The 23,577-nt window shown below is 36.1% G+C and carries 23 protein-coding genes and 1 tRNA gene; 12 read left to right on the forward strand and 12 right to left on the reverse strand.

From position 1 onward, the window contains the following. Window positions 1-17: 17 nt before the first annotated feature. Window positions 18-1,145: a M14-type cytosolic carboxypeptidase gene (locus DBO93_RS09455; protein WP_108456124.1), complete on the reverse strand. Its 1,128-nt coding sequence runs from the start codon at window positions 1,143-1,145 to the stop codon at window positions 18-20. 64 nt (window positions 1,146-1,209) lie between these two features. Next, window positions 1,210-1,659 carry a TlpA disulfide reductase family protein gene (locus tag DBO93_RS09460; protein WP_239059158.1) on the reverse strand — a complete coding sequence of 150 codons (450 nt, stop codon included), beginning with the start codon at window positions 1,657-1,659 and terminating at the stop codon, window positions 1,210-1,212. Between the two features lie 690 nt (window positions 1,660-2,349). On the opposite strand from DBO93_RS09460, the gene DBO93_RS09465 reads away from it, so the two are divergent. Beyond that, window positions 2,350-2,811: a hypothetical protein gene (locus DBO93_RS09465; RefSeq protein WP_108456126.1), complete on the forward strand. Its 462-nt coding sequence runs from the start codon at window positions 2,350-2,352 to the stop codon at window positions 2,809-2,811. Window positions 2,812-2,813: 2 nt separating this feature from the next. Next, window positions 2,814-3,035, forward strand: a complete 222-nt coding sequence (locus DBO93_RS09470) for a helix-turn-helix transcriptional regulator (RefSeq protein ID WP_108456127.1) — start codon at window positions 2,814-2,816, stop codon at window positions 3,033-3,035. A 507-nt stretch (window positions 3,036-3,542) separates the two neighbouring features. On the opposite strand, the gene DBO93_RS09475 is transcribed toward DBO93_RS09470, so the two are convergent. The 3 genes from DBO93_RS09475 to DBO93_RS09485 all read right to left on the reverse strand — a co-directional run bounded on the left by DBO93_RS09475 (window position 3,543) and on the right by DBO93_RS09485 (window position 8,793). Then, window positions 3,543-5,111 (reverse strand): sulfotransferase, encoded by a 1,569-nt coding sequence (locus tag DBO93_RS09475; protein ID WP_108456128.1) that lies wholly within the window; start codon window positions 5,109-5,111, stop codon window positions 3,543-3,545. Window positions 5,112-5,214: 103 nt separating this feature from the next. After that, window positions 5,215-7,644, reverse strand: a complete 2,430-nt coding sequence (locus DBO93_RS09480; protein ID WP_108456129.1) for a TonB-dependent receptor — start codon at window positions 7,642-7,644, stop codon at window positions 5,215-5,217. Window positions 7,645-7,683: 39 nt separating this feature from the next. Beyond that, window positions 7,684-8,793 (reverse strand): DUF917 domain-containing protein, encoded by a 1,110-nt coding sequence (locus DBO93_RS09485; RefSeq protein ID WP_108456130.1) that lies wholly within the window; start codon window positions 8,791-8,793, stop codon window positions 7,684-7,686. A 248-nt stretch (window positions 8,794-9,041) separates the two neighbouring features. Here DBO93_RS09485 and DBO93_RS09490 point away from each other — a divergent pair, with 248 nt between their 5' ends. Continuing rightward, a complete protein-coding gene (locus DBO93_RS09490; RefSeq protein WP_108456131.1) occupies window positions 9,042-10,202 on the forward strand; it encodes a M14-type cytosolic carboxypeptidase in 1,161 nt (386 codons plus the stop codon). Between the two features lie 137 nt (window positions 10,203-10,339). Then, window positions 10,340-11,644, forward strand: coding sequence for a cytosine permease (locus DBO93_RS09495; protein WP_239058950.1), 1,305 nt, complete (start codon window positions 10,340-10,342; stop codon window positions 11,642-11,644). Between the two features lie 121 nt (window positions 11,645-11,765). Here DBO93_RS09495 and DBO93_RS09500 read toward each other — a convergent pair whose 3' ends face one another. Next, on the reverse strand, window positions 11,766-12,278 hold the full coding sequence (locus DBO93_RS09500) for an Lrp/AsnC family transcriptional regulator (protein WP_108456132.1): 513 nt from the start codon (window positions 12,276-12,278) through the stop codon (window positions 11,766-11,768). Window positions 12,279-12,689: 411 nt separating this feature from the next. Then, window positions 12,690-12,780 (reverse strand) — tRNA-Ser (locus tag DBO93_RS09505). Between the two features lie 161 nt (window positions 12,781-12,941). On the opposite strand from DBO93_RS09505, the gene DBO93_RS09510 reads away from it, so the two are divergent. The 6 genes from DBO93_RS09510 (at window position 12,942) to DBO93_RS09535 (ending at window position 15,877) form a co-directional block, all read left to right on the forward strand. Continuing rightward, window positions 12,942-13,538 (forward strand): DNA-3-methyladenine glycosylase I, encoded by a 597-nt coding sequence (locus DBO93_RS09510; protein ID WP_108456133.1) that lies wholly within the window; start codon window positions 12,942-12,944, stop codon window positions 13,536-13,538. A gap of 162 nt (window positions 13,539-13,700) precedes the next feature. Further along, a complete protein-coding gene (locus tag DBO93_RS09515) occupies window positions 13,701-14,366 on the forward strand; it encodes a Bax inhibitor-1/YccA family protein (RefSeq protein WP_108456134.1) in 666 nt (221 codons plus the stop codon). 129 nt (window positions 14,367-14,495) lie between these two features. After that, window positions 14,496-14,873 carry a sulfurtransferase complex subunit TusD gene (tusD, locus tag DBO93_RS09520; RefSeq protein WP_108456135.1) on the forward strand — a complete coding sequence of 126 codons (378 nt, stop codon included), beginning with the start codon at window positions 14,496-14,498 and terminating at the stop codon, window positions 14,871-14,873. Further along, a complete protein-coding gene (gene tusC, locus DBO93_RS09525) occupies window positions 14,873-15,250 on the forward strand; it encodes a sulfurtransferase complex subunit TusC (RefSeq protein WP_108456136.1) in 378 nt (125 codons plus the stop codon). Before tusD ends, tusC begins: the two co-directional genes overlap by 1 nt. Before the next feature lies 1 nt (window position 15,251). After that, complete coding sequence (gene tusB / locus DBO93_RS09530; RefSeq protein ID WP_108456137.1) at window positions 15,252-15,548, forward strand: sulfurtransferase complex subunit TusB; 297 nt, start codon at window positions 15,252-15,254, stop codon at window positions 15,546-15,548. After that, window positions 15,545-15,877 (forward strand): TusE/DsrC/DsvC family sulfur relay protein, encoded by a 333-nt coding sequence (locus DBO93_RS09535; RefSeq protein ID WP_204100614.1) that lies wholly within the window; start codon window positions 15,545-15,547, stop codon window positions 15,875-15,877. The genes tusB and DBO93_RS09535 overlap by 4 nt, the downstream gene beginning before the upstream one ends. Before the next feature lie 137 nt (window positions 15,878-16,014). On the opposite strand, the gene DBO93_RS09540 is transcribed toward DBO93_RS09535, so the two are convergent. From DBO93_RS09540 to gndA, 3 genes are all read right to left on the reverse strand, one after another. Further along, window positions 16,015-16,215, reverse strand: coding sequence for a hypothetical protein (locus tag DBO93_RS09540; RefSeq protein WP_108456139.1), 201 nt, complete (start codon window positions 16,213-16,215; stop codon window positions 16,015-16,017). Between the two features lie 207 nt (window positions 16,216-16,422). Continuing rightward, window positions 16,423-17,874 carry a glyceraldehyde-3-phosphate dehydrogenase gene (locus tag DBO93_RS09545; protein WP_108456140.1) on the reverse strand — a complete coding sequence of 484 codons (1,452 nt, stop codon included), beginning with the start codon at window positions 17,872-17,874 and terminating at the stop codon, window positions 16,423-16,425. A 375-nt stretch (window positions 17,875-18,249) separates the two neighbouring features. Continuing rightward, window positions 18,250-19,779, reverse strand: coding sequence for an NADP-dependent phosphogluconate dehydrogenase (gene gndA / locus DBO93_RS09550; RefSeq protein WP_108456141.1), 1,530 nt, complete (start codon window positions 19,777-19,779; stop codon window positions 18,250-18,252). A gap of 252 nt (window positions 19,780-20,031) precedes the next feature. Between gndA and gap the strand changes: the two genes are divergently transcribed. Both gap and DBO93_RS09560 read left to right on the forward strand, forming a co-directional pair. After that, window positions 20,032-21,027: a type I glyceraldehyde-3-phosphate dehydrogenase gene (gene gap / locus DBO93_RS09555; protein WP_108456142.1), complete on the forward strand. Its 996-nt coding sequence runs from the start codon at window positions 20,032-20,034 to the stop codon at window positions 21,025-21,027. A gap of 149 nt (window positions 21,028-21,176) precedes the next feature. Then, complete coding sequence (locus tag DBO93_RS09560; RefSeq protein ID WP_108456143.1) at window positions 21,177-21,698, forward strand: hypothetical protein; 522 nt, start codon at window positions 21,177-21,179, stop codon at window positions 21,696-21,698. A 205-nt stretch (window positions 21,699-21,903) separates the two neighbouring features. On the opposite strand, the gene DBO93_RS09565 is transcribed toward DBO93_RS09560, so the two are convergent. Continuing rightward, complete coding sequence (locus DBO93_RS09565) at window positions 21,904-22,551, reverse strand: bifunctional 4-hydroxy-2-oxoglutarate aldolase/2-dehydro-3-deoxy-phosphogluconate aldolase (protein WP_108456144.1); 648 nt, start codon at window positions 22,549-22,551, stop codon at window positions 21,904-21,906. A gap of 8 nt (window positions 22,552-22,559) precedes the next feature. Continuing rightward, a complete protein-coding gene (locus tag DBO93_RS09570; RefSeq protein ID WP_108456145.1) occupies window positions 22,560-23,576 on the reverse strand; it encodes a glucokinase in 1,017 nt (338 codons plus the stop codon). Window position 23,577 lies beyond the last annotated feature (1 nt).

Raw genomic sequence — 23,577 nt, forward strand, 5'->3', positions numbered from 1 at the left:
TTTTGTGTTGTAAAATTTTATCGTAAGTCATCAACCACATGGTAAATAGCCGTAAGAAAATCACGCCCAAATAAACTACTACGTTCATCTGACCAGCCAACACTATAGTCTGGCAATAAATCATTGTCTTTAAATGGCATTTCTACAGTGTAAGCTAAACAATTAAACTGTTCACCTACCCAATTAGCTGCAACCGTTAAGTTAGCTTGGCCAGGCTCGTCTTTATCATAGCCTTTGTCATCTTGAAATTCAGGTGTAATAGCGAGAAGTATATTTTTGAAATTATCTTCAAGGCCTTTAACACGTTCATTGTATGATGGAACACCTTCGCTACCTGCAACAAAGTTGAAAGGTAAAGCCTCATCGCCATGAATATCTAAATGCATATCTACGCCAGTAGCAAGCATTTTTTCTCTGACTAAATAAACCTCTGGGCTGTTCTCCATTGTTGGCGTTTGCCATTCACGGTTTAAATTAACTCCTTTCGCATTCGTGCGAAGATGACCTCTGGCAGAACCATCTGGGTTCATGTTTGGTACTAAATAAAATACAGCACTGTTGAGTAACGAACGTGCAACACCATCATCTTCATCTAATAAGCGATCAATAAAGCCTTCCATGAACCATTCGGCCATGGTTTCACCTGGATGCTGACGCGCAGTGATCCAAATAACTTTTTTGCCTTCGCCCTCTTCTCCAACTTTTAATAACGACATGTCACGTCCATCAAGCGTTTGTCCCAACACTTGTAACTGACAATCTATATCTAATTGTGCGCTGTGAATTAAATCTTGGTGACGTTCGTAGCTGTAAGGGGCGAAATAAGCAAAATATGTTGAATCATATTCTGGAGTGAAAGTAATTGAGAGGTTTTCACCATCAAAAGTTGTTGGAACACGAAACCAATGTTGACGATCATAAGAAGCAACCGCTTGATAATCTTTCCATCCCTCTACATAAGCCGACTTGCCAGCATTAGTTAAATGCATAACATGTTCTGAATGTTCAGTATTATGTAGTTTAAAATGAAACCATTGGTAGAATTCTGATTGATGATCTTTTTTAATGGCTAGTTGTATATTGCTAGGACTTTCGGCTGAGATAACCTCGATATTACCTGAGTCGAAGTTTGATGAAATTTGCATAAGGCAGTCTGCTCATTATTTTATAATGGCAATAGTGTACACAAACACTTAAAAGATCAGAAGACTAAAGACTCCTTAAATACAGACCTATTTCAGTTGTATAGCCTAAAGATCGAGCAATTACAGTATTTTGGCCGTCTAATACATAATAACTAGGGTAACCCAAGACCTTAAAGTCGGCTTTTACTTGCTCATTACCTAAAGCAACAGGAAACGTTAATTGGTGATTATTAGTAAATTTCATTACCTCTTCTTCATCAACAAAGTCTAATGCGACTGCAATAACATTTATCTCAGGATTTTCTTGATAAAAGCTTTGTAAATTATCGATGCTAAAATTGCACACTTGGCACCAAGGAGCAAAAAAATAAACAATCGTTTTCTTACCCTCTGCGTGAAGGGTAATAACATTATTTTTAAGTGTTTTTAATGTTTGTGGAGCTGGAGTAACATCTGCACTGGCAGATAACATATCAGTTTCACGCAGCATAGAAACAGCATTAAAAATTAACAAAAATACGAACGTTTGAATCAGAAGGCTACGAAACAAAGTGATTACTGCCAAAAATTTAGAAGGTATTAATTAAGACCGAGTTTATGACTTATATATTCATAATATAAAAGTAAATTTTCGGATTTATCATTTTAAGAGTAAAAACCATCCTATATAAGCTAAGTTCACAAATAGCGAAAAAGGATGAACCTTTCAATAACAGCGAATTTTTCTAAACATTTCGGTGATAAAGAGATTTGAACTCTGCACGAAACCTTTCAATAACAGCGAATTTTTCTAAACATTTCGGTGATAAAGAGATTTGAACTCTGCACGAAATATTTCCACTACAAACCCTTTTTCGCATGAGTAAACGTTCATATAGCAATCACTCTATATAGTTTCTCGCATGAATTTAATGTTTTCCTTACCTGGTGTATGTGACCACGCATAATGCTTGAGATTACGAATTCCTATATGAGATTTAAATTAACCATATTAACTAAGCCACCAACGGATTTTTAAATGGGTTGAGTTTAACTGAATAAATAGTCTTATTCTCGTCAATACCCGATGGCTTATAAATAATTAACATTCATTACAAGTCAAACTTATGCTACATGAAGTCAAATATATTTGACATCAATTTAAAGTCAAACTAACATTACACCATGTCTAATATATTTGACATCAACTAAAGAGGAATGAGAAATGTCATTTGTTCATAAAAGTGTTTGGGTACAGTTTTTAATTACGGTATTTATTGCATATTTCTACGGTAGTGAGTTTGCTCACTTATATTCAACAGAACAACTGAGTGATGATAACTTCACCTCATTACTTTTTTCTACAGCTATTCAGCTCGTTATCCTCAATATTGCTGTACATACCATAGTGGCAGTACTGAGTAACAAGGACGAAGTAGAACAAGAAAGAGATGAACGAGATATATTGATTAGTTTAAAAGGTGGGAATATCGCCTACAACATGTTGAGTACTTGGGTCGTATTTGTATTAGTTAGCTTGTGGGCAACATCATTAGAAAATGCTCGTTACTACTTTGATACCTTAAGTGGAGAGTTTAATGTCTTGAACATACTACTTGTAGGCTTTCTTGTGGCAGAAATATTAAGATTCTCTTATCAGTTATTTTACTACCAAAAAGGTGTTTAGTTATGCCTAAAGTATTAACTAATAATGTTCGGGCTTTACGCTTTCATCACAATGAGATGACACAGCAAGAATTAGCTAAAATGGTTAGTGTCTCTAGACAAACTATTGTAGCAATAGAAAAAGGCAAATACTCACCCTCATTAGAGGTAGCATTTAAAATTGCAGATGTATTTAGTGTATCGATTGCCGAGGTATTTAGTTATCAAGAACAAGTTGATGAGTAATATTCGGTTTTCAATTACTACTATTGTTTGAAGGAGAATTACAGGATACGAATCGAATAAAAAATTTATCACCCAATTACAACAATCAGCAGATTAAAAGGACATATGTGGCGGTGAGATAGTGATTTGAACTCTACTCGAAGGTTTAGCGCGACAAACCCAATTATACTGTTTAGTAAATTTAAGACGAAAAAAAACCGCTAATAAATTAGCGGTTTTTTAGCATGTGGCGGTGAGATAAAGATTTGAAGTCTACTCGAAGGTTTAGCGCTGCAAACCCTTTTTATCAAACTAAACACTCAACTAGCAAAAAGCCCGTTAACCTTACGATTAACGGGCTTTTCTTAATGTGGCAGGTGTATCAATTGCTGCGCCCTGCTTTTGAAGTGATTCTAATAAGAGGCTAATCAGTGAACTGCCATTATAACTTATGGCAATAATGGCAAAAGCTTTAATCATTTGTTTAAGTTATGTTGCGACTATGGATATCCGTTAGTTGCCTGCGTATTAACTACAATTGGCCGTTGCTAATATAGCTTTTACCTCATGAAGATATTTATCATATTTCTCCCAATTCCCAATCGATTTATTATTAATAGGCTCTCGCACTTGTAACGCACTAGCCGTGGCAACTGGAGAGGCATTATCGTTAATATGCAAACAAACATCTTGCCAATGTAGACCGCAAAATTCGATTAATTTTTTGGCCTCTTCTTCTGGATTGTTGACCAATTTTTCATAGTTAACAATATAAAAATTATCTGGATACTGCTCTAGCCAAAACGAAATAAGATTTTTAAATAACAAGTAGAATTCTGCGGTAGTTGATAAATCGTACGCGTAGTTATAATAAGAAAAATTAACTGCAAATAGCTGCCTAAAATTACTTACAATAGTATCGAGTGGGTTTCTGTCTAAACAAATAATCTTGGCGTTCGGTAACGCTTGTAAAATAAACCCAGCATATAAACAGTTTAAGGGCATTTTATCGACAAACTTTGTTGATTTTCCCGTAATAGCGCGCGTACTTTCAATATAACTTTTACCTAATTGGCAAAAATCGATGTTACAAGCCGCCTGCACAGTTTCAGCATCAATTACTTTATTCGTTGTAGTTTTTGTCATTTGTTTCAATAACAAACCAAAGTTCTGTAATTCACCAGCACTCGTAACATCACTGTGCTGTGATATTATTCGTTCAACTAATGTAGTACCAGTTCTTGGCATACCTACTACAAAAATTGCTTCGCTTGTTGCAAATCCTATTTTAAAATCTTGTTGCTGATTAAATGTTTGCTCTAACGCCGTAAATATTGTTTTATCATCATTAATTGAATAATCGAGCTGAGCTAACTTTTTCTGCTTTGCACTTTGTAAATAATTAAAGGCTTTGTCGTAGTTTTTCAATGCTTCGTATTCTCGTGCTAATGCGTGAGATATATAAAGCAAATCATCTGTTTTAGCTATATTTTTGTGTATGTATTCTAGGGCTGGTATATGATTATTGCTCGCTGATATTTGCCCCAAACTCGTTAATGCAGCATGTGCTTTACAATGCATCGGCGACAACAAAATACATTGTTCGTAGCTGGAGCGTGCGCCGATAAAATCACCGTTAAACTTTTGAGAGGCACCTAAATTAAAGAAATACTCTGCCACCGTCTTATCTTTTTCAATGGCTTTTTCAAAGCATGGCACAGCGAGTTGATGAAGGCCTATTTGACTATAGGTAACCCCTAAAGTGTCCCATGTTAACGCAGAGGTTGGATTAAGTGTTTGTGATAATTTCGCATTTTTCAGTGCCAACAAGTGATTTTTAGTCAACGCGTAATGCTTTGCTAGTTGTGCTAAAAACTCACTATTATTCGGAGCAAGCACAATAGCTTGCTCAATTAATAAAATAGCCTTGTCAATATTGTGGTGAACACTGGCAATCATTCCCAGTAAAAAGTAAGCATCAGAAAAGTGCTTGTCTTGCTTTAATATTTTAATTAAACATTGATGTGCTAATCGATACTCGCTTTTATTGATTGCTTGCTGCGCTTGTTGGTGTAATAAACTTATTGTTTGTTCCATATAATTTAGCCGCTATTTATTCATGATAATGACTCTAAGCCACGTTAGCCTAGAGCCTTATTCACTCATTTACTTAAGTAATATTAAATTTGAACAATAAATTTTATAAATCAAATAAATATTCAAAACGTAAACCGACTTTACGAGGAGTTACCACATAATGACCATAATAACGCTGAATACTAGGATCATTGTTAACAGTAATATCTGCAGCTGTGCGTCTCACCGAAGCATAGGCATATTTATCAAACATATTGTCTACATACAAGGTAACTTTCCAACTATCTTTGCTGAAAATCGCTGACATATTACTTAATGCATAACCCGGAAGCGCTTCACCCATATTTAATAAACCGACCTGAGAATAAACATCACTTTGATAAGTTAAACCGTAATTAACATCTAAACCAATATCATCAGTAATTTCTGTCATGTAGGTTAAACCAAGCGAGAATTGGTGTTCTGGCGTACCAGGTAATCTTGCACCATCCAATGCTTTATTACCAAGGCCATCATCTAACAGCGGCGCATCAGCTGAAAGTTCTGATGAGGTATAAGCATAAGTAGCAAAACCTGTTAACTGATCGGTTATGAGTGCTCTAGTTGAGATTTCTAACCCGCGCGCGTCTGCTGATGCTGCATTAACCGTGACATCAACACCACCAGTTTCTGCGAAAGTACCAACCTGCGCATCGGTCCAATCAACCATGAAAACAGCGGCATTAAAATGAAATTGATTACTTAACCAAGTACTCTTAAAACCGAGTTCATAGTTAGTTATTTCATCAGGATTATAGGACATTTCATCTGGTGTCCCACAGATATTTTGGTATACATCGTCATCATTAAGACAAGCTGGAACACCGTTTGAGCCGCCTAAGCGATACCCCTCGCTGACGGTAGCGTACAGCATAACATCATCATTGAATTTATAATCAGCATTAAACTTGAAGATATTACCACTTTCGCTTGAGGTGCTACTTTGTAAGTCGATAAAAATGTCGTCAGGGCCAGCACCGAAAAACAACGTATTTAGTAATGGTAAATCAGTGCCAATGGCAGAGGTAACTTTATAATCATAAAAACGTGCACCAAATGTTAGTGATAACTGCTCAGTGGCTTGATAATTTATTTCACCAAAAATGGCTTTTTCGATAATTTCTTCTTCTCTTTGTTGAATATATTCTAAATTATCAGGTCTTGCTTGATCTGCACCCCAATATTCAACAGCATATTCACCAAACCCTGGGGTAAATTCTTTACCTTCGTTGGTTTTTTCTTGTTTATTGTAGAAAGCACCCACGACCCAAGAGAGATCAGATTCACTTGTTGATACTAAGCGAAGTTCTTCTGTAAAGACTTTTTTGCTATCAATGTCACGGGTAAACGCAGTAAATGCTGGAAATTCTTCATAGCTATAATCTAAGCTAATTAATAAATCGGTTTGATCACGTTGACCATCTGAATCAGATTTTGAATAACCCGTTGCTGAAACCAATTCAGCAAAACCCAAATCAGCACTAATTTCTAAACTGATTAACGAGGTTTCATTAGTCATTGGTTCTTCAACACGATAAGCCGATTCATAGTCACCAATAATAGCAGAAAGTGGATTATCATCACTTAAGCTATTTCCATGAGCAATCGAACGTCCACCAATGTCTTGTTTTTGATAAAAATAAGACAGCGTAGTGTCTATATCATCATTAGGAGTCCAACGAAACATAATACGCGCCGTTGTAGTTTGTTCGTCATTAACATCTTTTTTACGCTTTATGTTACTGTTGACTTCATCGGCATCAGACCAATTTGGATCGGTTATCGAAACACCGGGTTCACCAACCAAATAATTGTAATCAATAAATCCTGGGTCATTTAAATAGTTAAACGCGATACGTACACCGAATTCATCATCAATAATAGGGGTGTTAAAAACAAAACCGCCTTCTGAGCCGGTATCGTCACTTTGTGCTAAAGAAGATACCTGACCATAAATGCTACCTGAGGTCTCATCTAGTACTGGTTTATTCGGTAAGTATCTGATTGCACCTCCTAAAGTACCGGCACCATACAATGTACCTTGTGGACCAATTAATACTTCAACACGCTCAACATCAAGTATTTTCATATCAACACTTAAAGGTATTTCACCTATATAGGTGGCAACTGTGCCGCCATCGGTATCAGGACCTGATGCATTGGTATTTAAACCACGTACAATAATAGGAGAGCCTGTTCGACCACCTTGGTCAGGAACGGTTAAGCCAGGTACCCAGCGAGCAACATCTGATAATTCTGTAATGTTTTGATCTTTCATCGTATCACCATCAAGTGCCGTGATATTCATCGGCGCTTCTTGGATACTTGATTTACGTCGACTAGCCGTAACGGCAATAACTTCAATACCTTGGGCTTTAGTCTGGACTTCGGCGGGTGTATCTTGTGCAAAACTTAACGTAGAAACACCAAAAGATGACGTAATAGCTATGCATATAACCGACTTTGCAAAAACATGAGTAACTTTATTGTTCATAATTTCTTCCTAGAATAATTGTAAGTGTAAATATAGTTATTATTTGATATTGGAAATTGCTGGCTTATAGGGTGCATCTAAACCGACATAGGCAGGCCCAAAAGCCTTTAAACCTCTTTCAGTAGTAAATTCTTTGGCTGCTGGAAGAATAATGACAGCTACATTCATATCTAGCTTATAATGGGGGTTTGATATTGGTTCGCCTTTATCAAGGTCGATACAACAAATAAGATCTGGAATAGTTACGTCAACTTCACCATTTAGTCGTGATACCATATTTTCGTTTTTTACTGAAATATGGTAAGTGTTTCCTTGGTGTTCATCGCTGCCCGCAATATAAATATTACCTAAAGTAAAGCCTCCAGTGGTTTCGAAGTTAAAGTCACTAACAGCTCCCTTAAAAGCAACATAACCGCCGCCATTTTCAGCAATTACCTCAGCTAAATCAGTGTTCTGTGCTTTGGCTATTCGAAGCGCTTTACCAATGGCTAATGCTTTAGAAATGGTACCTTCAATCACAGCTCCTTTCAAAACTTCTACAGGTAGAGCATGATCAATTGCTGAAATATTATTTCTACTCACCTTTGATAAAGCGCGAACAACCGTCTCAGCTCTCATATCATCAATAATATTTTCACATATAAAACACTCACCAAATTCATTGGTAGCTATAATAGGTGCAGCGGGTAAATCATTAAAATAATAAGTAGAGTGTGTTATTTCTGGTACAGCTCTACCAGCGGGGTCGGCATCAATAATATAACAATCGGTCATCGCTGCTAAGTAAAATGAAATAGCGGTATTCGCTCCTCCTAACTCACAACAAATAGTACCGTAATAGTTGTGCCCACTATAAGCTTTCAGGCGTTTAAAAGCTGTCATCATTGGCATCTCGTTACTTTTGGCCAAGTAACTATATTTTTTTTCTTCTTCAGTGGATAATGGTGAAATAGCGCCTAGCAGATAAGGGGTGCATAGGTATTCGCCATCTGGCACGTCATCAATGCTAATCAGTTTGAACTCCTTGCCTGCACTTAGCGCTTCATCGATATACTGAAAACCTTCCTTAATATCACCGCCACCGCCGGTACCTAAAATAGCACAGCCATATAAAATGTCTGAAAGTTCTTCACGGTTAAGTATCCTCATTTCTTTCCTTATCTAGTAGTTTCAAAGTAATACCAACGTAGTATTTTTTGTCATATCTAAATTATAAGAGACAGGAGGAAATTAATATTTTGTATACAGCACATAAACAAACAAAATTAGTTTTTTAAATTTCCTTTATCAAAAATTATCATGTGTTAAATGTTTCAACGATCATTGCCACTTGTAGAAAAATATCAACACCAGTAGCATTTGCTTATTTGCGAATATAACCGTTTAAGGTGAATAAAATGCTTAGGGTCGATGATAATTTTGACGGTGGAAACATTGAAGTAATTGATATTTCATTAGAAAAAGTAAGTTTAAATATAAAAAAAGATTCAAAGTCAGATGAAAAACAATGGTTTTACTTTCGAGCTACCGGCATAAAAAATATACGCTGTAATTTTGAGATAGCGAATGCAAGCACCGTTTCTTATCCTGAAGCTTGGCCGACATGCTCTATCGTTGCATCTTATGATCGAAAAAGCTGGTTTAGAGTGCCCACTTCCTATAACGGAGAAACCTTAAGTTTCAATCTTCAAGCTGAACGTGATATTGCCTATTTCGCTTTATTTGAACCCTATTCATACGAAAGGCACCTCGATTTAATTTCATGGTCCTTAACTCAAGATAACTGCACTTTATTAAGCTATTGTGAAACCCTTGAGCAAAATCAAATTGAGTTATTGCAAATAGGTACCCGCTCAAACGATAAAAAAAACATTTGGATTATTGCGAGGCAGCACCCTGCTGAAACAATGGCAGAATGGTTTATTGAAGGCTTGCTGAAAAAAATATTAAGTGGCACTAGTCTACAAAATAAAGCCTTATTAGATGCCGCTACTTTTTACATAGTGCCAAGTATGAACCCTGATGGTGCTATTGCTGGCAACCTGAGAACCAACGGAGCAGGCATTGATCTTAATCGCTCTTGGTTAAACCCTAATAAACTAACAGCTCCTGAATCACACTTTGTATTCGAGCAGATGAAATCAATAGGGGTTGATTTATTTTTAGATATACACGGTGATGAAGACATACCTTACGCCTTTATTGCTGGTAGTGAAGGTAATCCTAGTTACACCAAAGAACTTGCTTTACTTGATACATTTTTCCGAGCCCAATTTAACAAGGCAACCCCTGACTTCTGCGTTGAAAACGGCTATAAAGCCAATTTGCCCGGTGCAGGAGATTTACGTATTGCTTGTAATCAAGTCGGTGAATATTTCAATTGTTTGTCTTTAACTATCGAGATGCCATTCACGGATAATAAATATCAACCGAATAAAATTGAAGGTTGGAATGCTCAAAGGAGTATGGCTTTAGGTGCAGTTGTTCTTACACCGATTAGAAATATTTTACCTAAGTTAACAAAAACGAAAAATAGTGATTGTACCCAAATAAATTAGCAGCAAAATATTTATAGCGTTTTTGTGATGATTGACATCAATTAATTATTGAATTTTAATCATTATACGTAAAGTCTTGGGGCTTAAGTGTTTTAGAATTTATATTGCTCCGCACATATATCAGGGATAAGCATATTTTGAATGAAAGTAATGACTATAGTGAACTAAAAATCAGCGACAGTGAGCTCGTATCTTGGCCCAGAATTGCATCAATCTCAGCCATGATCAGCTTTTCTTTACCTACGTTTATAACAGGGTTGGAAATTCAGCAGGCACTTACCGTTCATGATGCTCTGCTCGCCTTATTAATAGGCTCTGTTTTACTGATTTTTATCGGCGGAGTGATGGGAACTATTGGCATAAAAAGTAGGCTAAGTTCGTATTTATTGGTCAGAATTGCTTTTGGTAATGCTGGCGCTGCAATTGTAAATATTGCTTTCGCCATATCATTACTCGGTTGGTTTGGCGTTAATATTGATTTATTTTCAGATGCCGTTTTGCGATTATTAGACGCGCAATTTAATATCGTAATACCAGAATGGTCCATTGAAATTTTTGCTGGTATATGCATGATAACAACAACATTATATGGTTTTAAAGCGATTAATATTATATCAACGTTGCTTATCCCTGTATTAGTCTTAGTGACTATGAAAATGTTTGTTGGTTCCCTTGAAGAAATGACTATAGCGCAATATTGGGTATTGGAGAAAACATCCACATTAAGTTTGAGTGAAGGAGTAGCTTCTATTGTCGGTGTAATTATAATTGGTGCAATAATCCTACCCGATATAGCAAGGTTTTCGAAACAAAAAACAGGAGGCTTTCAAATTGCTTTTTGGTCTTATGGAGCTGCCCAATTACTAGTGCTGTTTGTCACAGGCTTTTCAGCGAGTGCATCAGGCATCACAGATGTACTGGATTTGATGTTAAGTTTAAATTTAGGTTTGTTAGCTTTTGTTATTATTATCACTGGCTGCTGGGTGTTAAATTCTCTTAATTTATACAGCACAACCTTAAGTATAGTTGCCACTTTTCCCAAGTTTAATCAAAAAGTGATCACGATAGTTTTAGGGCTTATTGGTGTGTTAGCGGCGTTCATGAATATTCTGGATAATTTCCTCAGCTTCTTATCTTTCTTATCGACTATATTTGTTCCTGTAGCCGGTGTCATTATCGTTGATTTTATCTTTATTAAAGGTCACGCTTATAACTTAGAGACGCTTGCTAATAATCGCCAATTTTCTATACCGGCATTTATTGCTTGGATCATGGGTGCACTAATTTCGGTGCTAAATGGCCGTTACGATTGGCTTAATCTGACCGGCATATCTGTTTTAGATGCGATTATTTTAACCGGATTGGTTTATGTGATATTAATAAAAATTCCGAAAAAAATGTTTTTAACCTCTAAACCATTTACATCAGATGAAAAACAATAACATTTAACATCGCATGTAGTCTGTTAGCACTAAAATACGGTACAAAAAGAAACTAAGATTTAAGTTATAGCCATAATATAATAAATATACTTTTAAGTTTCTTGCCGTATTTTAGCTTACATTAATCATCCACAACTATCTCATCATGCCATTTTAGATTATCTAATGGAAAGCCTAAGAAATACTTAGGTCGATCTAGAATTATCTTTGGAGTTATTCTTTTAATTGAAAGACTTTCATTTGAGCTTAATGACTCACAAACTTCATTAAGTTTTTGAGTATTAGTAAAGCAACAGAAGGACAAGTAATCAGTTTCCCCACTTAATTTCATACAGTCCATTATTTCAGGAATTTTGATTACAGCTTTTTCAAATTCTCGCCTCACCTTTGCACTATTGTCATTAAGTGTAAATTCTAAGTATGCCAGAACGTGTTCGCAAATAAGCTCTACATTAATATCAGCATGAAAGGTTCTGAAATAGCCCGATTCTTTCAACATTCTCACTCGTTGAAAACATGCACTAACAGAAAGGTTTACTCTTTCAGCTAATTCCGCATTTGTTAAGTCAGCTTCACGGTGTAATATCGTCAATATTTTTTTATTATATCGATCCATTTTTATAGTTTTTTTCATTATTTTAAATAGCTCTTCTTGAACAGATATATTGGCAATATGGGATTATGGACACTATTCTACTTGAAATTTTTAAAGCGTCATTTTAAAAATGAACTTTATATCAATTAAACAAAAATATCTAATAGAAGCATATTAATTGACACTGCACCAAGAGATTTTTAGGTGCATAACAGCTAACAAATTTATAAAGCCTATCGGCTAAACAAGGTTACTCTAAAGTACTTATGCAGTTGCCATTAAAATCAAAAGTTAAACAAGATTATTATGCACGGCTAAAATCAGCCATTGAAGAAACCAAAGATTATGATGAATTCATAAAACTTTAGTGTTTAATGTAAATTATATTCGGAAAGTATTCGGAAGTGCCAAAAAGGAAAAAGGGCTGCACTTTGTGCAGCCCTTAGAATGTGGCGGTGAGATAGAGATTTGAACTCTAGAAGGGCTACAAACCCTTGCCGGTTTTCAAGACCGGTGCTTTCGACCACTCAGCCATCTCACCTGAAGTTCAAAAGCATTGCTGCTTCAGAACGGGGCGAATAATAAAGGCTCGAAATTCTCTTGTAAAGGATTTATTCTATAAAAAAGTTTGTTTGCTAAAAAAATCAACAATTTGCCATTTATTTGAGCAGATAAGACCGATTTTCATATTAAGGAATGCTAGTGAGTGAAAAAAATCTATGTCGCTGTTCGTGGTTAGATACAACTAAAGACGATTACGTTGCTTATCATGATGAAGAATGGGGAATCCCTATTTATGATGATCAAAAACTATTTGAAAATTTAACTCTTGAATCTGCGCAGGCAGGATTAAGTTGGTACACAATTTTAAAACGTCGCGAAGGGTATCGAACCGCATTTGAGAACTTTGACGTGAATAAAGTTGCCCTTTTCAACGATGCTAAAGTTGAAGAGTTAGTATTAAATAGTGAGATTATTCGCCATAGAGGTAAAATTCTTGCCGCGATTAATAATGCTAAACTGTTTATAGAAATACAAAAAGAGTTTGGCAGTTTTAGTCATTATATGTGGAGCTTTGTTAACCATAAAACTATTGTTGGTCATTGGGCAAAACCAGCTGACTACCCTGCTACCACTAAAGAATCAGATGCTTGGAGTAAAGACTTAAAAAAGCGAGGTTTTAAATTTGTAGGCTCTACGATTTGTTATGCGCATATGCAAGCTTGTGGCATGGTGAACGACCATAGCAGCGACTGTTACAAACGCTCACAAATTATCGATGAGTTTCAACAAGGTTAAAGATAGTATTTAAAAATATAGCGTGCCATAATATGTCAATGTGGTTAATAGTTATTTATCATCTATACAGATGAATTAAAGGTTAAATATTTGATTTACCCTTGAACTTTTAACATTTGCCCACATCTAAAAAATATATTTAGCATACTTAGAGGAAATTTTATGCAATCAAATATTAGTGTAAATGCTAGTAGAAGTTCAGCGATTGAAATTAACAAGGTTCTAAAAAACACCTACATGTTACTTTCAATGACTTTGGCGTTTAGTGCCGTAACTGCTGGTGTTTCTATGGCGATGGGCTTGTCTCATATGGCTGCCTTAGTAATGACCTTAGTTTCATTCGGTTTATTATTTGTTGTAAATAAAAATGCCGATAAAGCGAGTGGTATTTTTTGGATTTTTGCCTTCACTGGCTTAATGGGTGCATCTTTAGGCCCTATGCTTAATTATTATGCTGCAATGCCAAACGGCGCATCAATGATTATGCAAGCATTAGGTGGAACCGCATTAATTTTCTTTGCTCTTTCTGGTTACGCTTTAACGAGCAAAAAAGACTTCTCATTTATGGGTGGTTTTTTAATGGTTGGTTTAATCGTTGCTGTAATTGCAATGGTAGCAAACATCTTTTTCCAAATTCCGGCTCTTTCGTTAGCGATTAGTGCTGCAATTATTATGATTATGTCAGGTTTGATTTTGTTTGATACAAGCCGCATTATTCATGGTGGTGAAACAAACTATATTCGTGCAACTGTTTCTTTATACTTAAATATTTATAATATTTTTGTGCACTTATTAAGCCTTTTAGGTGTTCTAGGCGGCGATGACTAATAAGCAGTTAAAAAATCATTTAATGTGATTAGTAATTGTTTATACTTACCGTATAAAATATAAAGCCTCATTATTGAGGCTTTTTTATTATCTATTTTTTAATAACATTGCGATAGCACAAGGCAAAACATGAAAAACACATTGGCTTTGGTGGTTACTACTCCACCTCACAGTAACTTAACCACCAGTGCAATTAACCTTGTTCGTGCCGCTGTTAATAACGATGTTGAAATTTTAGGTGTCTTTTTTTATCAAGACGGTGTATTAAATGCAGCAAAAAATTTATCTATTCCTAGTGATGAATATCAAACATTAATACAATGGCAAGCGTTAAACCGTGAATATAGTGTACCGTTATATTTATGTATTACTGCTGCAGAAAAACGTGGTTTAAGTGATGATATTAGCAACCAAGCGCTTTCAAATATAGACCCAGCTTTTATAGTGTCAGGCTTAGGTGAGTTAGTTGAGTTAACCAGTAAAGCTGAACGCGTGGTGCAATTATAATGATTGAAAATAAACCTCGTGATAAAACAATCGCTATCATCAATACACAAGCGCCCTTTTCAACAGCTGTAGGAAAAGAAGCGTTAGATGCGGCATTAATTTTTGGCTCTTATGAACAAGCTACATCGTTATTCTTTTTAGGTGATGGTGTATTTCAGGTGATCGGGGATCAAAACGCTTCAGCCATAGAAATTAAAGATTATTTGAAAACGTTTTCAGCATTAGAGTTTTATGACATTGAAAATATATATGTTTGTAAAACATCATTACAAGAAAGAAATTTATCTGAAAATTTTCATATGAATAATATACAGGTATTGTCCAATAAAGATTTTAGTCAACGCTTACATCAACACAACGTGATTTACAGGTTTTAACATGGCAACGCTACATATTATTAGAAGTTCAGGCTATAGCAGTAATGCACTAGTACAGTGCCTTAGCATGTTGTTACCACAAGACAATATATTATTAATGGATGACGGCTGTTATAACTTAAGCCATGCTTCATTACTCAAAGCGCTGAAAGATGACCCTGAGTTAACTGCCTACGTTGTAAGCGAACACGCAAGTGCACGTGCTCAGAACAGTAGTCATAGCGATTTTATCCCGACGACATTAACTGAAGTAGTTACCTTACTTTTTAAACACGACAACTCGATTACCTGGTCATGACAATAACTTATAACAACCAAAATATAGCCACCGACAAGCAAGGCTATTTGCTTGATTTTACGCAATGGAATGAAGACATTGCAGCTCTGTTAGCTGAATCTGATGACATTGAACTGTTAGAAGCTCATTGGGAAGTTATTCGCTTTGTTAGAGACTTCTACTTAACTTATAACACTTCTCCTGCGATACGCGCTTTAACTAAAGCTATGAAAGCTGAGTTTGGCGAAGAAAAAGCCAGTAGCCGATATTTATATCGTTTATTTAAAGAAGGCCCAGCCAAACAAGCAACCAAATATGCGGGTTTACCGAAACCTGCTAGATGTATTTAAGCGTTAATTTACTCAAATTGATAAGAATACTGTGTAAGTTGTGAAGATTTAAATGTGATGTGTTAGTGAGTTGCATTAGCTAAACTGCGCAAACTTAAGCTGTTAATAAATGCCTTTCTTAAGAAACGTTAAATGACCTAGGCTTTAATATTGATATTTTGACCAATATTACCGACAACAGCTAAGCCTTCGTTACCAACAGATGCAGATTCAATAAGTGCTAATGCCATCTGACCTTCTAACTCGGTTTGTGACTTACTTAGGTTAGCACTTTTAACTGCGAGTATAGTTTCAGTGCTCATAGGAACTGTATTATTTGTATTTAATTCTACTGACATTTTACTCCACCTTATAATTAATCACTTTAATAACCTATAATCATATATCGACAACATGCGCTAAGACTTTAGCGTTGATCAGTATTTAGCCATAAAAAAAAGCGCTTACCTATCAGGTAAACGCTTCTTGTTAATTAATCAGGTTAAATAAAAACACCCCTGATTGCATAAGCTTTATTTGAACATTTAAAAACTTGAAATGTTCGCTTAGTTAACCGGTAATGTTGGTACGTTAATATCAGCCATTGCTAGCATTACGCGCACAACCTGACAGCTGTAACCAAATTCATTATCATACCAAACGTAAAGCACGGCACGGTCACCATCCACAATAGTCGCTTGAGAGTCAACAACACCTGCGTAACGAGAACCCACTAAATCAGTTGAAACTATTTCTGTAGAAGCAGTGTAGTCAACTTGATTTTGTAATTTAGAGTTCAAAGAAATCTTACGTAAGTAATCATTCAATGCCGCTTTGTCAGTCTCTTTTTTCAAGTTGAGATTCATAATAGCCATTGAAACATTTGGCGTAGGAACTCGAATAGCATTTCCTGTTAATAAACCTTTTAACTCTGGTAATGCTTTTGCAACCGCTTTAGCTGCGCCAGTAGTACTGATAACCATATTTAATGGAGCACTGCGACCACGACGAGGAGCTGGATGGTAGTTATCAATTAAGTTTTGATCGTTAGTATATGAATGCACAGTTTCAACATGACCGTTGCGAATACCAAACTCATCATTTAATGCTTTAAGTACAGGTGTTATCGCGTTAGTAGTACAACTTGCTGCAGAGATAATTTTATCGTCCGCTAAAATCATATCGTCGTTAACACCGAATACGATATTTTTGATATCGCCTTTCGCTGGTGCTGTTAATAACACCTTAGCAACACCTTTTGATTGAAGATGTTGACCTAAGCCTTCTTCATCACTCCAGATACCCGTATTATCAACAACTAAAGCATCATTGATGCCGTATGCAGTGTAATCAATTTCAGATGGTGATTTAGCATAAATAATTTTTATGAATGCGCCGTTAGCTTTAATAACGTTATTTTCTTTATCAATAGTAATGCTGCCATTAAAAGCACCATGAACAGAATCACGACGAAGTAAACTTGCACGCTTTTCTAGATCATCTTCTTTACCTGGACGAATAACAATCGCACGTAAATTTAACTTAGCATTTGGTCCTGCGCGTTCAATAAGTAAACGTGCAAGCAAACGACCAATACGACCAAAACCATACAGTACAACGTCTTTAGTTTCTTGTACGTCATTACCCTTTGCAACAATAGTTGCCAGCTCTTTCTCTAAAAACTGTTCAATTGATAAGCCATTAGCTTCACCCTTGAATAAGTAACGATAGGCTAATTTACCTACATCAATTCGTGCAGGCGCTAATTCCATTTTGGCTAACGCTTGTAAAAATGGGAAACTTTCGCGTAAACGCAACTTGTTTTCTTCGTGTAATGCCACAGATCTGTGAGCTTTAATAATGTCGATAGCAGAAGCATTAACTAGTGGACGACCATAAATAGAAATTTCAATTCCTTTATTTCTAAATAATTGTCCTGTGATCGGCTGCATGTTTTCAGCGAATGTTTGGCGCTCTTGCCAACTAGTTTGGTATTGTTCCTCAAGATGAGAAGTCATTGCGTAAACCTTTTATATCAGTCAATTGAAGATGGGTTATTAAAATGTAAAGCTGTAAGTCGTAATGTTTAATTACTAAATCCGGAAGATATTGTAATGCAACATGAAATATTTCGCTACCGGTTACAGAGGTTTTCAGGCATAAATAATCAAATAAATTAATTTTATTTAAATACTAACTATTTTTTATTTATCTATGGACTACTAGAGACATTAAGGAGCTAAAAAGCACTTTTGTTTTACTAATATGTATCGAAAAGTGCGATGAAGTTACAAAGGTTTTAAGGGGTGAATATGGCAATGGATAAAAATAAATACTGATGTATTGATAGAAAACGCTATCTAAATAAAATTAGATAGCGCACAAATGATAATTTAACCAATTTCTACTATATTACGTGATTCGCTTGACCAGTTAACGTGATATTTTTTCCCTGTATTGACATCAATTCTCTCAAACGTATGAGCACCAAAGAAATCACGTTGAGCTTGTAATAAATTTGCGGGTAACACAGCACAACGTATAGAGTCGTAATAAGATAACGATGATGATATCGCGCCTGTTGGAATCCCCATAAGTGCTGAGTTAGCAACAGATTTACGCCAGTTTATTTGATGTTTACTTAATTGCTCAGCAAAGAAATCATCGAGTAATAGGTTGTCTAAATCAGGGTTACGTTCGAATGCATCTGTTATTGACTGTAAAAAGGCTGCTCTAATAATGCAACCAGCACGCCAAATTTTAGCAATACTTGAAAAATTTAACTGCCAATTATGTTCTTTTTCAGCAAGTTTCATTAATTGAAACCCTTGTGCATAAGCACAAATTTTTGCACTGTAAATCGCACCATGCAACTGTTCAATAAATGCTTCCTTTTCGGTAGCATTTAAAACGGTTATTTCTGGCCCTGCTAAAATAGTTGAAGCTTTTACACGTAAATCTTTAAAAGATGAAATTGAACGTGCATAAACTGCCTGAGCTATTGTGGGTGCCGGAGTTCCAAGTTCTAAACTACTGACAGCAGTCCACAATCCAGTGCCCTTTTGACCCGCTTTATCTAGAATTAAATCAACTAAAGGAGTTTCTGCTTCGCCCACACGGTGACGTAAAACTTCTACAGATATTTCCATTAGGTAACTTTCTAAAGGTCCTTTATTCCACAGCGCAAAAATATCTGCAATTTCATCGCTGTTTAGCCCTAAGCCATCTCGCATCATTTGATATGCTTCACAGATAATTTGCATATCAGCGTATTCAATACCGTTATGTACCATTTTCACGTAATGCCCAGCACCTGCTGGACCAATGTAAGCTGCACAAGGCTCACCTTCTGTAACTATTTCACCTGGTTTTGTTCGCTCTATCGGTTTACCTGTTTTAGCATCCACCTTCGCCGCTATAGCTTGCCAAATAGGCTTAATTCTCGTCCAAGCATAAGGAGAGCCACTAGGCATCAACGCAGGACCAAATCTTGCGCCTACTTCTCCACCTGAAACAGCCGAAGAAAATAAAATAAAGTTATTCTTATATTTCTTTTCACGTGCAACGGTATCTACCCATAAGCTATTGCCAGTATCAATTACGATGTCGTCAGGTTGAATACCCGCACCGATCAGGTTTTCACAAACTTGATCAACTGGCGCACCAGCAGGTACTGACAGTACTATAAGATGTGGAGGTTTTAAGCGTGACAATAATTCGGTATAAGAAGTACAGCCAACAACACGGGCTGTAGATAAGCCACTTTCTGCTTTATCTTGGGCAATAACATCTTCAACTTTACTAATATCAAGATCAAAAGCGGCAATACTGTAACCATTATCGGCTAAGTTAAGCACTAAATTTTTTCCCATAACGCCTAAACCTATAAAACCAATATCACATACGCTGTTGTTCTTTATCATAAAATATCCAGTAAAATTCAAATAGAATGCATTATAGCATCATCAACACACAGAAATAATGCGTTGAATATAAGCCAAAACAAATAAATGTTTTCGTGCTTATTAAATTAGCAGACATTTTAGTAACAATACGTAATAAAACAAGCAACAAATGTACTTATATTGTGATTTACCGATTTATAGCTTGTAATTTTCACAAATTGGTGTAATTTTACTACATAAATTATTTAAGTCTTGTTTTTAAGGTTCATTATGACAATTAAAGTAGGGATCAACGGGTTTGGTCGTATTGGTAGATTCGTATTTAGAGAAGCATTTGCCAGAGCAGATGTTGAAATAGTCGCAATTAATGATTTAATCGATGTAGATTATATTGCCTATATGCTTAAGTATGACTCTACACACGGTCGTTTCAACGGTACTGTTGACGTCGTTGATGGTCATTTAGTGGTAAACGGTAAAAATGTCCGAGTGACAGCCGAACGCAATCCGCTTAATTTAAAGTGGGATGACGTTGATGTCGATGTTGTTGTCGAATCAACAGGTTTATTTTTAACAGATGAATCAGCGCGTAAACATATAACAGCTGGTGCAAAAAAAGTTGTTCTTTCTGCTCCGTCTAAAGACGATACACCAATGTTTGTTATGGGTGTTAACCATACTGAATATACTGGACAAGACATTGTTTCAAATGCTTCTTGTACGACCAACTGTTTAGCGCCAATTGCTAAAGTGTTAAATGATAACTGGGGCATTAAAGATGGTTTAATGACCACAGTTCATGCCACTACAGCGACTCAAAAAACCGTTGATAGCCCTTCTGCAAAAGATTGGCGTGGTGGTCGTGGTGCAGGACAAAACATTATACCTTCATCAACTGGTGCTGCTAAAGCCGTAGGCAAAGTAATTCCTGAGTTAAACGGTAAGTTAACAGGTATGGCATTTCGTGTTCCTACACCGAATGTGTCTGTTGTAGACTTAACCGTAAACCTTGAAAAACCAGCAAGTTACAAAGAAATATGTGCGGCAATGAAAGCGGCTTCAGAAGGCAAGTTAAAAGGCATTTTAGGTTACACTGAAGATGCTGTTGTTTCTAACGACTTTATTGGCGAAAGATGCACATCAGTTTTTGATGCTGAAGCTGGTATTGCACTGACCGATACCTTTGTTAAAGTTGTTTCTTGGTATGATAATGAAATTGGCTACTCAAATAAAATTTTAGACTTGGCAACTTTTATATCAAAATAAAAACCGCGAGTTAAAATTTTACGATATTAAAGCCAGATTTATTCTGGCTTTTTTGTATATTAGATTCCCATAGCAGTATAATACCCTTAAATTTACACACAAATTTAAACACATACCCTTTGTTTAACCCTTTATTCTAAGGATAAATTATGAAAAAACTTTTAATATTAATTATCTCGGCTACTTTTTTAACAGCTTGTGTTTCAACACCAAAACTTGGCGATTATGCTAACGATCCTAATGGGATGTGGGAACAAGGAAAAAAATATTCAGAGAAAGGTGAAAAACTCATTATTAAAGGTGAGAAAACACTAGAAAAATCACGAACTGAACTAAGAGAAGGCGAAGCGCTCATTCAAATAGCTAGCGATACTATTATTCGTTCAAGACAGAGCTATCAGTTAGAGTCTCAACAAATTGGTGCATCTACAAGCCCAAAAGAAATTCAATATGAAGCAGATCGTTTAACTGCCATTGGTGATAAGTGGGAAGATGCAATTGATGACGTAAAAAAAGGTAATTCAATGATTACCAAGTCAAAAAAATTACAAACTGAAGCCCAAGCTATGATCAAAGAAGGTAGAGAGTTGGTTGAGACTGGCAGCAATTTTATTCGCAATAGCCAACGTATGAGATTAGAGCTACCGTTATTAACAGAAACTAAAATCTAGTTTTAATTAAGCGATACCACTGAACAGAACAGGCAAGTTCTAAGCTGACTTGAATGTGACTTGAGTGTGACATGAGTGTTCAAGTAATTGTTTAGCTAAATATTATTTAAATTGCAGTTCTCTTAACAAAAAAAACCAGGCATTCGCCTGGTTTTTTATATTTTAAAATAATGTAAGCTTTTAACTAGCTAAGTAGCAATAGATACTACTTTACGTGTTCTAGCGCTTGTTTAGCTAAACGCGTAATTTCTTGCCAATTACCTTGTTTAACAATCTCATCAGACACTAACCAAGAGCCGCCACAGCAAACTACATTGGGCAATGCTAAGTAATCTCTAATATTATTAATGTTAATGCCGCCTGTTGGGCAGAATTTAATATCTGGAAATGGGCCACCGATTGATTGAAGGGCCTTAACACCACCAGAAGCTTCTGCTGGAAAGAATTTAAGGTGATCATAACCTAAGTCTATGCCATCCATTAATTCTGATATTGATGAAATACCAGGGATTAAGGCTAAGTTACCTTCTTTACCGGCTTGTAATAAATCTTTTGTTAAACCAGGGCTGATTGCAAACTTTGCCCCTGCATCGTAAGACTGTTGTAGTAATTCACGATTGGTAACGGTTCCTGCACCAATAATGGCTTCAGGTAAATGTTTAGCAATGATGCTGATCACTTCTAAAGCTGCAGGAGTTCGCAATGTAACTTCTAATACTTTTACATCAGCAGCTAACAATGCTTCTGCAATGGGTAACGCATCTTTAACATCTTTTATCACTAAAACGGGAACTATAGGGCCCATTGCAAATAGTTCTGATGGCTGAATTTGCCATTTATTTGGTAAAGTCATAATTCCTCTTAATACCTAGTAGTGTTAGTTGTTTGGTTTGTGTAATTGGCTTTACTTTTTTCTGACATAAATTGATCAAGATACGCTGCTGCTCCAAGTAAACCAGGTTGTTCTTCGGTAACGACAAAAGTTGGAATAGGTTGATTAAAACTTGATAATCGGCCTTTTGCCTCAAATCTTTTTCTAAATTCACTGTCGGCAAAAAAGTCGACAAATCGAGGTACAATACCACCAGCGATATAAACGCCGCCGTAGCTACCCAGTGTTAACGCTAAGTTACCCGCAAAACTACCAAGAATACGACAAAATTGTGCAAGGGTTTCAACACATAAGGTGCACTCACCCGATAATGCTTTTCCTGCTATGTCTTTTGCAGACAACATGGTAGCTTCGCCATTTTTTACAAAGCTCAACGCTTGATAAATTTGTTCAATACCTAGCCCTGACAATAACTGCTCGCTGGAAACACGTGCATATTTTTTAGAAAGGAACTGTAATATAGCAATCTCTTGTTCATCGACAGGAGCAAAATCTACATGTCCACCCTCACCGCTTAAACTGTGCCAGCAAGAATCAATAGAGATTAAATTTGCAACACCTAAACCTGTGCCTGCACCACAAATAGAAATAGGTTTATTGGCAATAACATTACCCTCACCTATTTGCACTTTTTGATCAGCGCCCAAATGCGGTATTGAATGAGCAATGGCAGTAAAGTCATTAATGAGCACTAGCTCATTTAACTTTAATTGCGCTTTTAATTGCGATTGTGAAAACTGCCAAGGCAAATTAGTCATCACAATGAGATCTTTATCTACTGGGCAAGCAATAGCCAAACAAGCATTTATTGTTTTGCCCATTAACTGATGTCGAGTCATAAAGTCTGTTAATACAAACGCTAAGCTCTCATGATCTGCACATGCATAGATGGTAATATCGGCAATTTCACCTTGAGCATCGATTAAAGCGACACGCATATTAGTTCCACCAATATCAGCAATAATATTAATTTCATTGTGCGGCATA

The sequence above is a fragment of the Colwellia sp. Arc7-D genome, assembly GCF_003061515.1.
Classification (GTDB): Bacteria; Pseudomonadota; Gammaproteobacteria; order Enterobacterales; family Alteromonadaceae; genus Cognaticolwellia.